Origin of the sequence: Bifidobacterium sp. B4142 (assembly GCF_026537325.1) — a bacterium.
Taxonomy (GTDB): Bacteria; Actinomycetota; Actinomycetes; order Actinomycetales; family Bifidobacteriaceae; genus Bombiscardovia.
In genome coordinates, this window is the sequence record NZ_JAFNMJ010000001.1 from 98213 (window position 1) to 109803 (window position 11591).

The 11591-nt window shown below is 60.8% G+C and carries 12 protein-coding genes; 11 read left to right on the forward strand and 1 reads right to left on the reverse strand.

Annotation, left to right across the window (positions count from 1 at the left end; genetic code table 11):
• The first annotated feature begins 118 nt into the window (after positions 1-118).
• The 8 genes from J3U06_RS00395 to J3U06_RS00430 all read left to right on the forward strand — a co-directional run bounded on the left by J3U06_RS00395 (position 119) and on the right by J3U06_RS00430 (position 7448).
• A complete protein-coding gene (locus J3U06_RS00395; RefSeq protein ID WP_267399228.1) occupies positions 119-499 on the forward strand; it encodes a DUF4244 domain-containing protein in 381 nt (126 codons plus the stop codon).
• On the forward strand, positions 486-863 hold the full coding sequence (locus J3U06_RS00400) for a TadE family type IV pilus minor pilin (protein WP_267399229.1): 378 nt from the start codon (positions 486-488) through the stop codon (positions 861-863). Before J3U06_RS00395 ends, J3U06_RS00400 begins: the two co-directional genes overlap by 14 nt.
• A 3-nt stretch (positions 864-866) precedes the next feature.
• Entirely contained in the window at positions 867-1262 is a 396-nt protein-coding gene (locus tag J3U06_RS00405; protein WP_267431028.1) for an Rv3654c family TadE-like protein, read from the forward strand.
• A gap of 71 nt (positions 1263-1333) precedes the next feature.
• Positions 1334-4189 carry a DNA polymerase III subunit gamma/tau gene (dnaX, locus tag J3U06_RS00410; RefSeq protein WP_267443993.1) on the forward strand — a complete coding sequence of 952 codons (2856 nt, stop codon included), beginning with the start codon at positions 1334-1336 and terminating at the stop codon, positions 4187-4189.
• Positions 4189-4791, forward strand: a complete 603-nt coding sequence (gene recR / locus J3U06_RS00415) for a recombination mediator RecR (RefSeq protein WP_015022549.1) — start codon at positions 4189-4191, stop codon at positions 4789-4791. Before dnaX ends, recR begins: the two co-directional genes overlap by 1 nt.
• Positions 4792-4948: 157 nt before the next feature.
• Complete coding sequence (locus J3U06_RS00420; RefSeq protein WP_024626971.1) at positions 4949-5755, forward strand: aspartate kinase; 807 nt, start codon at positions 4949-4951, stop codon at positions 5753-5755.
• 23 nt (positions 5756-5778) lie between these two features.
• Positions 5779-6342 carry an ACT domain-containing protein gene (locus tag J3U06_RS00425; RefSeq protein WP_015022547.1) on the forward strand — a complete coding sequence of 188 codons (564 nt, stop codon included), beginning with the start codon at positions 5779-5781 and terminating at the stop codon, positions 6340-6342.
• Between the two features lie 17 nt (positions 6343-6359).
• Entirely contained in the window at positions 6360-7448 is a 1089-nt protein-coding gene (locus J3U06_RS00430) for an aspartate-semialdehyde dehydrogenase (RefSeq protein WP_267443994.1), read from the forward strand.
• A 110-nt stretch (positions 7449-7558) separates the two neighbouring features.
• On the opposite strand, the gene J3U06_RS00435 is transcribed toward J3U06_RS00430, so the two are convergent.
• Positions 7559-8599, reverse strand: coding sequence for a sugar-binding transcriptional regulator (locus tag J3U06_RS00435; protein WP_267431031.1), 1041 nt, complete (start codon positions 8597-8599; stop codon positions 7559-7561).
• Between the two features lie 246 nt (positions 8600-8845).
• Between J3U06_RS00435 and J3U06_RS00440 the strand changes: the two genes are divergently transcribed.
• The 3 genes from J3U06_RS00440 to J3U06_RS00450 are packed head-to-tail and all read left to right on the forward strand — an operon-like array spanning position 8846 to position 11381.
• Complete coding sequence (locus J3U06_RS00440) at positions 8846-9835, forward strand: phosphotriesterase family protein (protein WP_045935859.1); 990 nt, start codon at positions 8846-8848, stop codon at positions 9833-9835.
• Between the two features lie 5 nt (positions 9836-9840).
• Complete coding sequence (locus J3U06_RS00445; RefSeq protein ID WP_267431033.1) at positions 9841-10515, forward strand: 3-dehydro-L-gulonate-6-phosphate decarboxylase; 675 nt, start codon at positions 9841-9843, stop codon at positions 10513-10515.
• Positions 10512-11381 carry an L-ribulose-5-phosphate 3-epimerase gene (locus tag J3U06_RS00450; protein WP_267399235.1) on the forward strand — a complete coding sequence of 290 codons (870 nt, stop codon included), beginning with the start codon at positions 10512-10514 and terminating at the stop codon, positions 11379-11381. Before J3U06_RS00445 ends, J3U06_RS00450 begins: the two co-directional genes overlap by 4 nt.
• Positions 11382-11591: the final 210 nt, after the last annotated feature.

Sequence of the window (11591 nt, forward strand, 5' to 3'; positions counted from 1 at the left end):
CTGACAAGGAGACAGAAAGGGTCTGGGGCGGGCAGAGTGAAAGGTATCGGATGCCGATTCTATGAGGAACGGCCATTCGCCGGGGCGGGGAAGACAAGGAAAGGCAAAGGTGAGAACGATGACATATTCACAGGAGGTTGCGACGGCCTTCCATCTGCAGACCAGACAGGCAGGAGGGCAATTGGTGCCAACTGAGACATGGACTGCTGCCAGTGCCGGATCCCGGTGGCTGCAAAGAATGAGGCAGCGTTCCAACCGATTCATGACGGCTCTGTACATTCGCATCAGCCAAGCTATGGACTCTGCAGTGGGTGCTCTGCGTGCGCGGATGGGTGTGGTGCTGGCCAGGCCTGAATCGGGGGCCATCACTGCTGAATACGCCGTGATCATGGTGGCAGCTGCCACGTTGGCTGGCGTATTGCTGGCCATCGTCAAATCCTCTTCCACGCGTACTTTGCTGATGGGTTTGGTGAAGAAGGCGCTCAGTGCCGCTGGCTGAAAGACGGTTCGAGTGGAGACGACGGTGGCGATCCGATGACGGTACGGTAACGGCCGAGTTCGCCATCGTTCTTCCCGCCGTCATGGTTCTGGCTCTCTTACTGCTGACGCTGACCCAGACGATCAGAACCGGCATGGTTTGTCAGGATGCGGCTAACGCGGCTGCCAGAGACCTGATCGTCACCCGGAGCAAGGGTGATCCCCAAGGGCTGGTGCATCGGATGGCCGGTCCGCATGCTCAAGTGAAGTTGAGCCCATCGGCCGGGCAGACGACAGTCAGGGTGTCATGCCCAGTGGTTTCCGGCCCCATGGGCGTGCTGCCTGCGCAGGTCCACGGCGATGCCGTGGCCATATTGGAGGAATGAGTCATGTTCGGACATGTCAGGAGGACGCGCGTGGAGCGTACCGGTTCGTGGCTAGGAGGTTCGGATCCTGGCTCTGGTACGGTTTTGGGCATCATGCTGATGGCTCTGGTTGGCCTGGGTCTGGTTCTGGCCGCCCTGCTGGGCAATCTCATGATCTGCCGGACACATGCACGCACCGGTGCCGATGTCTCGGCTCTGGCTGCAGCTTCCGCCCTGGACGAAGGGCAGGCGCAGCCCTGTACTCTGGCCTCCCGGGTTGCCCGTCTCAACCGCGGGGTCCTGACAGACTGCCAGGTGGATGGGAGCGACGTGAAAGTCTCGGTGGGGGTAGACACCGGAGTCTCGATGATGCCGCGTCTGGTCCAGTCTGCCCGGGCAGGGCCTGAGCCCTGTGAATGAGAAAAGGAAGCATGGTCGGAAGCCTTAGGAAGGAAAGTGAACGTGTCTAAAGAAATGGATAGCCTTAAACCATGGCACTAGCACTCTATCGGCGGTATCGGCCTGACACTTTTGACGGCATCATCGGTCAGAAGCAGGTCACCGTGCCCCTTACCCGAGCTCTGGATGAGAACCGGCTGACCCATGCCTACCTCTTCTCCGGTCCCAGGGGATGTGGAAAGACCAGCAGTGCCAGGATTTTCGCCCGCTGTGTCAACTGCGCCAAGGGACCGACCAGCCATCCCTGCGGCGAATGCGACAGCTGCAGGGATCTGGCCACGGGAGGCCCCGGTTCCATCGACGTGGTGGAGATTGACGCCGCCAGCCATAATGGCGTTGACGATGCAAGGGAGCTCAGGGAGCGGGCAGGCTTTGCCCCTGTGCGTGACTGCTACAAGATCTTCATTTTGGACGAGGCTCATATGGTCACCCAGCAAGGATTCAATGCCTTGTTGAAGATCGTCGAGGAGCCGCCGGAACACGTCATGTTCATCTTCGCCACCACAGAGCCGGAGAAGGTGATCGGCACCATCCGCTCCCGCACCCATCATTACCCCTTCCGTCTCGTGCCCCAGGAAGTCATGGGGCCTTATCTAGAGGGCATCTGCAAAAAGGAGGACATCAAGGCCGAGCCCGGTGTCCTCAAGCTGGCCATGCGGGCTGGAGGCGGATCGGTGCGTGACACCCTTTCTGTGTTGGATCAGCTCATGGTAGGCGCTGACGAGCACACCATCACCTATGATGCGGCTGTAGCTCTGCTGGGGTTCACTCCTGCCGCACTGATCGGCGAAGCTGTGGATACGCTGATCAACCACGATGGTGCTGGTCTCTACGGGGTCATTCAAAAGGTGGTCGTCGGCGGGTTCGAGCCCCAGCGCTTCGTTGAGGATCTGCTGGCCCATGTCCGCGACCTGCTGGTTCTCAAGCTGGCGGGGGAACGGGCTGAAAGCGTGCTTAGCGAAGATGCCGACGACGACCAGGTGGCCGATCTGCGTCGGCAGGCGGATGCTTTGGATCTGCAGGTCCTGACCAGAATGGCCGACATCATCAACGATGCGCTGGCGGGAATGAACGGGGCCACTTCGCCCAGAATGCGCTTGGAGCTGCTGGCCGCCAGGCTGCTGGCAATTGGCTGCGAACCTATGGAGCAAGCAACGGTTGCAGGGGGAACTTCCACCAGTGGCGTGGCCCCGGCGCCCGCCCGTAGCGGGTTCATTGGCGCTGACAGGTCTCAGCAGAACGGTCGACCGCCCAAAGCATCACAATCTGGTCGTGCTGACGGTGCTGTTCGCCCTGAACAGTCTGGCGGGGCGGGTTCGTCGTCTGCTGCGGCATCCGCCACCTCGGCTGGGTCGCGGAACATGGCAGGTTCCCATTCTGATTCCCCGGCTGAGGGAAAGCAGGAAGGCGAAGGGCAGCCTGATCATTCCGGTTCCGCCCAACCCGTGCGGAAAGAAGTTCCTTCCTCGCCGGCTCAACAGCCTGTGGCGCAGCATGATACTTCGCGGGGACAGGAAACAGAGGTTCCGACCGGCACAGAGCTGGACAAGCGCTGGGATGCACTGGTGGCTGCCCTGCCGGATGAGGTACGTCAGTATGTGGTGCGGGACCGTGTGCCTACCGTGGCCATGAAAGCAGACCCATCCGGACGCAAGAGACTGTCTATGACCTTCGACCGTCCACTCAGCCAGCATGCTTTTGCCATGGCTGTGGCTGCACAGTCGGTTGATGGGGAGACCAAGGTGCCGCGTATCGTCATGGTCCGCGCTCGCCAGGAGTTCGGACAGTCCACCATGATTGCTCCATCGGGGACGGCTGCCAACGGCGAGACTGTGGAGTCCGTCAACAGGATGTCTCCCCAGCGTCGCGCAGAGGTCAAAAAGGAGGTGGCTCTAGCGCGAGCTGGATTGGCCACTATGAACCTTGGAGCGGCGGTTATGCCTCATGCAGCCACGGAACAGGGGCATGCCCCTAGGAAGATGACGGCATCTGCTGGTCATGAGGGTGGGGCTGGAGCATCGGCATCGGAGGGGAGGTCCACCTCTGGAGAAGCTGCAGGAGACGGGAATTCCGACGACGCTCACCACCCAGTCGGCGGTCCGGTCCAGTCGTCTCCGGAAGCGTTGCCGTCGGCAGGCTTTGGCTCCACTGCTTCGACGGTATTGCCAGACGATGATCCCTGGGCCCACCCCATGCCAGCGACTCATGCGCCGCAAAAGGTCTGGCAGCCCGGTGAGGGCAGCGACGGATCCAATGGTCAGAAAGACCATGAATCCAAAAAAGTAGCTCTGCCGGACATGAGCGACGACACGGATCCTTGGGCCGTGCCCGATTCCGGGACCAGCGCCGCAGCCTCTGCAGTGTCCTCCGACAGTCAAAGCCATGAAGTTTCTCCGTCGGTTGATTCATCCGGTCAGGGGAGCGCCTCGAGTGCAACTTCGGATCCGACATCGGGGACTGGAGCGGTTTCCGATGAAGGGGTCATGGCGACTGGCATATCAGCCTCGTCGGATGCGCAGAGCGACGTTCACAGTTCCGAGTCTGTCGGCGGTTCGGATGGCCCCCAGGCAATGGCAAAGGCTGCTGGAGCTGAGAGCAGGAGAGTGCCGGCAGGCTTCGCTGGTCCGTCCTCCAGTGGTTCCGATCAGGATGGGGCCTCGCCTGCTGCAGTCTCCTCCCAGGCTGCAAGGCCGTCAGTGGATCCTGAGGACGATGTCTATTCCATGGACGATGCCAGGCTCGGGGCGGACAATGCCATGAACCAGGATGAACTGACCAAATTGTTTGACGTGACCAAGGTGGAGGACTTTGCTGCTGACGACCCCCAGAATCCGATCAACGTCCAAAAGCGCCGGCAGGAACAGGCGCAGCGACAGGGAGGTGAATGATGGCTGCTACCTATGATGGAGCTATTCAAGAGCTGATCGATGCCTTTGCTCAACTGCCGGGCATTGGCCCCAAGGGTGCTCAGCGCATCGCCTTCTACATTTTGGGAGCCGATCGGCGTAGCGCTCAGGATTTGGCCGATGCTATCGTCGCCGCCAAGGAGAAGGTTCGGTTTTGCGAGATCTGCGGCAACGTCTGCGAGACCAGCCCGTGCCCTATCTGCCAGGATCCGCGTCGTGACCGCAGCATCATCTGCGTCGTCGAGGAGCCCAAGGATGTCATGAGCATCGAACGTACCGGAGAATATCGGGGCCTTTACCATGTTTTGGGCGGGGCCATCGACCCTATGTCCAACGTCGGACCTGGCGATCTGCGCATTCCCGAGCTCTTGAAGCGGCTGGGGACGGATCAGGTCAAGGAGGTCATGCTGGCCTTGGACCCCAACATCGAAGGCGAGGCCACCACCACCTACCTGGGAAGGCTGCTGGGCCCTCTGGATCTGCGGGTCACCCGGTTGGCCAGCGGTCTGCCCGTCGGTAGCGATCTGGAATATGCCGATGAGATCACCCTTGGCCGGGCAATATCCGGCCGTCGCGATCTGTAAGGCCTGCGGTCACTGATTCACGGGTTCCCTGGCTGCCGTCAATGTTTCGCATATTGGTGGAGGGGGTCTGATAGAACGGTGTCGTTCGTATAATCCATGTAATCAACATGTTGCAGATGATGGTCTAGTGGCTTAACCGTCGCGGGATGGAACAGCAGTGGCACTTATCGTTCAGAAGTATGGCGGGTCCTCGGTGGCGGACTCGGACTCCATCAAGCGTGTGGCCAAGCGCATCATTGACACCAAGCGCGCTGGCAATGACATCGCTGTGGTGGTTTCCGCTATGGGGGACACCACTGACGATCTGATTGATCAGGCCATGGATGTGGATTCCAATCCTCCTGCCCGAGAGATGGACATGCTTATGACGGCGGGGGAGCGCATCTCCATGAGCCTGCTGGCCATGAGCATCCATGCACAAGGCGAGCGCGCCCACTCCTTCACCGGTTCGCAGGCGGGATTCATGACCGATGCCCGCTACGGCGCAGCCCACATCCGCCATGTCCGACCTCAGCGTGTCATGAAGGCCCTGGACCGAGGCGAGGTGGGAATTGTGGCGGGCTTCCAGGGGGTCAATCCCGATGGCGACGCCACCACCCTGGGTCGTGGCGGCTCGGATACCTCGGCTGTGGCCCTAGCCGTGGCACTCAAGGCGGATGTCTGCGAGATCTATACCGATGTGGATGGCGTCTTTACCGCCGACCCGCGCATTGTGCCCACCGCCCGTAGAATCGCCCGCATTTCATATGAGGAGATGCTGGAGATGGCGGCCGGCGGATCCAAGGTGCTGGCCCTGCGCTGCGTGGAGTATGCCCAGCGCTTCCGCATGCCCATCCATGTGCGCAGTTCCTTTTCCCATCGCCCAGGCACGCTGATCATGCCCGACGATGTCGATGCTGACAAGATTCCCAATTTGGAGACCGGCCAGCTGCCGGATCGCCCCGCCGCACGCGCTGACAAGTGACGGGATATGACGGAAGGAAGGACATGACCAACGGCGAATCCATGGGTGACCTGTTTCCGGACCTGAACGGCCCTGAGTCACCCATCATCTCAGGGGTTGCCCACGACCGCAGTGAGACTCAGGTCAGTCTGCGTGCCGTGCCCGACCGACCTGGCGTGGCCGCACAGCTCTTCACCATCCTTGCCGAGGGCGGCATCAACATCGATATGATCGTCCAGGCTGGGGCGGCTACCGGCACCGTGGACATCTCCTTTACGTTGCCGTCCGCTCAGGCTGATCAGGTGGTTCCCATGCTGGATGACTCACGCGAGCAATTGGGGTTCCGATCAGTGGACATCAATCCCGAGGTGGGCAAGGTGACCCTGGTGGGCGTAGGGATGAAAACCCATTCGGGCATCACTGCCACCTTCTTCCGGGCCTTAAGCGACCGACATATCAACGTGCTCATGATATCGACCTCCGAGATCCGCATCTCCGCCTTGGTGCCCATCCAGGACCTGGACGAGGCGGTACGGGCCATCCATACGGCCTTCCACTTGGATGCTGATCAGGTCGAGGCGGTCGTTTATGGCGGCACGGGTCGCTGAGCGGAGAGGAGAGAGCAATGACGAATAAGGCTGATTTGGCGGGCAACGGACGTCGCGGCATCAATGTAGCCGTTCTGGGTGCCACCGGCCAGGTAGGCATGGTCATGCGCCGCATGCTGGACGAACGGAACTTCCCCGTGGCCGACCTGCGATTCATGGCCTCGTCCCGGTCGGCCGGAGAGCAGCTGCGCTGGCGTGACAGGACCATCACGGTCGAGGATGTGGAGCAGGCCGACCTGAGCGGGATCGATCTGGCCATCTTCTCCGCCGGTGGCTCGACCTCAGGAACCTGGGCTCCGCGTTTCGCCGAGGCCGGGGCCTACGTGGTCGACAACTCCTCCCATTGGCGGATGGATCCCGAGGTCCCCCTGGTGGTGTCTGAGGTCAACCCCGAGGACCTGGATCTTATCCCCCGGCGGATCGTAGCCAATCCCAACTGCACCACCATGGCCTGCATGCCGGTGCTGAGTCCCTTGGCCAGGACATACGGTCTGCGCCGCCTGATCGTCTCCTCCTACCAGGCCGTGTCAGGGGCTGGGCGTGCCGGCGTCCTCCAGCTGCGCGACGAGGCCAAAACCGCCGTGGAGCAGGGTGCTGACCGACTGGTCTTCGACGGATCGGCTATCGAGTTCCCCCCGCCCACCAAGGTGGTGCGCACCATTGCCTTCAACGCCGTACCTTTTATAGGCGACTTGGCCGATGACGGCAGCGGCGAGACCGACGAGGAGCAGAAGCTGCGCAATGAGAGCCGCAAGATCCTGCACCTGCCTGATCTGGCCGCCTCCTGCACCTGCGTGAGGGTAGGGGTCTTCACAGCCCACGGCATGAGCATCAATGCCGAGTTCGAGCACGATGTGACCCCTGATCAGGCCCGTGACCTGCTGTCCAAGGCCCCCGGAGTAAGTCTGGCGGAAATACCCACTCCTCTGGATGCCGCCGGCAAGGACCCCAGCTTCGTGGGACGCATCCGCCAGGACCAGGCCGTGGAAGGCAAGCGGGGATTGTCCATGTTCGTGGCCAATGACAACCTGCGCAAGGGAGCCGCCCTCAACGCCGTGCAGATCGCCGAGCTGATCGTCCGCAAGCATTTCGCTGACAGGATCTGATTGTGCATCTGGGCTGATTGCTTGGCAGACCTAAAGTATCCCGCATATCTCTTGGGTATGGGAAGACCGGCTCTACCAGGCCTTGTCAGCCTGATGGCTTTCATATAGGGTCAGTCCTGTTTGGCCTTTGCTCGGCTCGAAGCTTGTGAGGCTTGTCTGCCCGATCCCCTCTGCTGTTGATCCAGATCGAGTATTCCCTCGGCCGTGTCGCGGTCGGTGGCCAGTGCCGAGATAAGCCCGGCCCGCAGACAGGCGAGGATGCTGGCAACTTTTTGCGGTCCCCAGGCTACGCCTATGACCAGAGGGATCCGCTTGAGACGTTCGAATTCAATCGATATAGTGCGTTCGCACAGGCTGGTTTGGATGTGGCGACCCTGTGCATCGATGTGGTGTCCGCAGATGTGCCCCACAGCCTTGAGCTCGGTCACCTCCTTGACGAAAGCCGCATTCTCGTAGTCCTTGAAAATGTGTCCTGACCTTCCCTCCTTGACGGACCCGACTCCTACCACCGCAACATCGGCATGTCCGCCCAGGGACAGGGTGTCGGCGATCTGGCGTTCTTTGCGCATGGCTTCAGCCACAGGAGTTGAAGACAGGATCATGGGCACTGGCAGCGTCGAGTAGCTGCCGCCCAATCGTTGGGCCAGCATGCGGCATATCTCCGGTGAATCCGTCATGGGATTGGTCGGCGACAGGGAGCCGATCATCTGCACGACCTTGGACTTTGCCCAGTTTTGCAGGGGAACTTCACGAACCGTGTAGGCGACCGCGTTGCCATTGGAGACGGTTATCAAAGAGTCGGGTCTGGTCTGCTCAACCAGGAGAGCCGCCGCGCTTCGGGGTACGACATCATACCCGGTGCATCCTTGGGGTGGCTCCGAGACCCGAGCGCAACGGAGGTTGAATTGTCGGATCAACCTGGACTCCAGGTCTTCAAGCCGTTCCAGTGGATTCTCAATGGAGATCTTCACCAGTCCTCGCTCTTGGGCTTCCTTCAGCATCCGGGAGACGGAGGGACGGGAATAGCCTGTCTCTGTGGCGATCTGGGACTGCAGCATGTGGTCCTGGTAGTACATGCGGGCTGCGCGAAGAAGCAGCTGGACCCGCTTGCGGGCATCCGAACTGGTCATCATCTGTAAATCGCTGAACATATGTACATTTTATCAGAATCAATGAAAAACTGCTTATCTGCTCCTGAAGGTCGAAAAATACTTGTTTCCAAGGGTAAGAATGCGATCTATATGCGTTTGAACTCGTAGTTCAAGTACATATGTTCATCAATATCCTTGTTGTTTATTGACTGCTCACATAGTCTGTCTCCTGTCAAAGGCACCGAATGGAAAAGCCTAAAGACCGGTGCCGCGAAGTCGCAGAGCACAAACAACAAAGGAGTTCACATGGCATTCGCACGAACCATTCTGGGTGATGTCGATCCGAGCACGCTTGGCGTAGTCAACAGCCACGACCATCTGATCCGGGTGGGAGCCGGTGAGGTCTACCTGGACAAGGACCACCAACTGGATTCAGTCGAGAAGGCAGAGACCGAGGCCGGCTATTTCGCCAAGGCCTCGCTGAACTGGAGCAAGCAGGGCGGCACCGTGGTGGATATGTGCCCCATCAACTGCGGCCGTGACATCGAGAAGCTGGCCGAGGTGGCCCGCTCGGTGGAGAACCTGCAGATCATAGGGGCCACCGGCTTCCACCGTGAGCATGTCTACCTGGAGACCCAGTCCCACTGGATCAACCGCTACAGCGTGGATCAGATCGCCGACCTGGTCATCGCCGATATCCGTGAGGGCATCGACCGCAACGACTACACCGGCCCCCTGGTGGATCGCAGCCCCTATAAGGCAGGTGTTATCAAGATCGGCACTGCTTACGGCGAGATCACGCCCTTCGAGCACAAGTGCATGGAGGCTGCCGCCAAGGCGGCCATCGAAACCGGCGCTCCCATCAACACGCACACCACCTATGGAACCTGTGGTCTGGAACAGGCCCAGACCCTGATTGGACTGGGGGTCCCCGCCGACCAGATCGCCATCGGCCACATCCAGCGCAATGCCGATGTCTACTACCTGGAGGAGATCCTGGATCTGGGCGTTTACCTGGAAATCGACGGCACCAACAGGATCAAGTATCAGCCCGATTCCAACAGGATGATGGAGCTCAAGGCTTTCAAGAAAGACGGCTACGAGGACCGTATCCTCCTGGGCACGGACTCGGGCAAGCGCTCCTACCAGAAGGTCTACGGCTCTGTGAGTGGCGTGGACTACAACCCGGCAGTGGACGGCCCCCGCATGATCGCTGAAGGCTTTGATCCCGACTACGTGGACAAGCTGCTCATCCGCAACGCCCACAACTTCTTCTCCTTCCGTAAGGAGGCCTGAGCGCGATGGCAGCAGACAAGACCCTGGAACGCCCCCAGCTGCAGATCGCGCTGGACACCTTTGATATGCCCTCGGCCCTGAGGCCTCTGAATGCGGCCGTGAGCCAGGTGGATGTCATCGAGTGCGGAACCGTCCTGATCATCGCCGAAGGGCTGAGAGCCGTGCGCGAGATCCGTGCCCTCTATCCCAATAAGACCATCCTGGCGGATGTCAGGATCGCCGAGGCCGGTGCGGTCATCTCCCGCGCCTGCTTCGAGGCGGGTGCCAGCTGGGTCTCGGTGGTCGCCGGGGCCAGCATGACCACGGTCGAACAGGTGGTGAAGGTGGCCCAGGAGTCCGGCGGCGAGGTCCAGATTGAGCTGGGCGAAACCTACGATCCCGAACAGGCGCGCGAATGGCGGCGACTTGGAGCCACCCAGGTCATCGTCCACCGTTCTCGTGATGCTGAAGCGGCCGGAAAGCTGACCTGGGGGGAGGACGACAAGGACCGCATCCGTCAGCTGCATCAGATGGGCTTCAAGGTCACTGTGACCGGCGGGGTCACGGCCAAGGACCTGCCCTTCTTCCAAGGAGTTCCCGTTGGAGTGGTGATTTCGGGTCGCGGCATTGTCAAGGCTGACGACCCCCTGGCCGCTGCGACCGAGCTGCGGGAGACCATTGGCAGGGTGTGGCCGCAATGAGTGGCAGTGTCACCCTGGGCATCTATGAGAAGGCCCTGAAGTCCCCCGCCGAGCCGGATGATTGGGATGCGTTCATGTCCCAGGTGGTGGCCGATGGGTTCACCTTTATGGATCTGTCCATTGACGAAAGCGACAAGCGGATGGCTCGCTTGGACTGGACGGCTGCCCAGGCTTCCGCCTTCCGTCAGGCCGCTGACCGCCAGGGCGTCCGGGTCGGAGGGATCTGCCTGAGCTGCCACCGCAAGGTGGGCCCCGGCTCCGCCGATCCGGCTGTCCGCCGTCAGGCCTATGAGATCTTCCTCAAGGCGATCGATCTGGCTCATGAGGCGGGCATTCCCCTGATCCAGGTAGCTGGTTACTACGCCTACTACGAGGACCCTGATCCTGACCAGCGCGCCAGGTATGTGGAGGTTCTGGCCAGGGCGGCTGAGTATGCGGCCCAGGCCGGCGTCATGCTGGGTATAGAGAATGTGGACGGCAATGACATCACCTCCATCACCAAGGGTCTGTCCATCTGCGATCAGGTCGGGTCCTCCTGGCTGAGCATGTACCCGGATATCGGCAACCTTTATGAGCAGGAGCTGGATGCCGTGGCTGAGCTCAGGGCTGGAGCCGGCAGAATGCTGGCCATCCACGTCAAGGATGTGCTCCCAGGGCAACCCCGTCGCATCACCATGGGCGAGGGCTGTGCCGACTTTCCTGTGGCTTTCGCCGAGCTGGCCCGGCAGTCCTGGTCGGGGCGGATCATGCTGGAGATGTGGAACGATGATTCGGACCAGGCCGATCAGATCGTCATGAATGCAAGGGAGAAAGTGGAAACCTGGTTGCGAGGGGCCGACATAGATGTGCTCGATCCCAAAGGCTGAGGTAAAGGTCGCAGCCGTCACGGTTGCGACCCGGGGGTGGTTGTGCCGGTCCTCCACCCCCTTGGCATCGGCAGGGAGGCAATGATGCCAGCGGTCGCCCTTGATGGGTCGACCCGATCGGTGCGAGTTTGAATGTGACAGGTCGTAATACGGACTGAAGCGGACGTCGTGGTCCATCCTAGAAAAGCGACCGTGTAGACAAGGAGCAAG

Excerpts from the sequence above, each read along its gene's own strand:
- J3U06_RS00405 (WP_267431028.1), top strand. The coding sequence starts at position 867 with ATGTTCGGACATGTCAGGAGGACGCGCGTGGAGCGTACCGGTTCGTGG.
- J3U06_RS00440 (WP_045935859.1), top strand. The coding sequence starts at position 8,846 with ATGGCATTCGCACGAACCATTCTGGGTGATGTCGATCCGAGCACGCTT.
- J3U06_RS00445 (WP_267431033.1), top strand. The coding sequence starts at position 9,841 with ATGGCAGCAGACAAGACCCTGGAACGCCCCCAGCTGCAGATCGCGCTG.
- J3U06_RS00395 (WP_267399228.1), top strand. The coding sequence starts at position 119 with ATGACATATTCACAGGAGGTTGCGACGGCCTTCCATCTGCAGACCAGA.
- J3U06_RS00450 (WP_267399235.1), top strand. The coding sequence starts at position 10,512 with ATGAGTGGCAGTGTCACCCTGGGCATCTATGAGAAGGCCCTGAAGTCC.
- dnaX (WP_267443993.1), top strand. The coding sequence starts at position 1,334 with ATGGCACTAGCACTCTATCGGCGGTATCGGCCTGACACTTTTGACGGC.
- recR (WP_015022549.1), top strand. The coding sequence starts at position 4,189 with ATGGCTGCTACCTATGATGGAGCTATTCAAGAGCTGATCGATGCCTTT.
- J3U06_RS00425 (WP_015022547.1), top strand. The coding sequence starts at position 5,779 with ATGACCAACGGCGAATCCATGGGTGACCTGTTTCCGGACCTGAACGGC.
- J3U06_RS00435 (WP_267431031.1), bottom strand. The coding sequence starts at position 8,599 with ATGTTCAGCGATTTACAGATGATGACCAGTTCGGATGCCCGCAAGCGG.
- J3U06_RS00430 (WP_267443994.1), top strand. The coding sequence starts at position 6,360 with ATGACGAATAAGGCTGATTTGGCGGGCAACGGACGTCGCGGCATCAAT.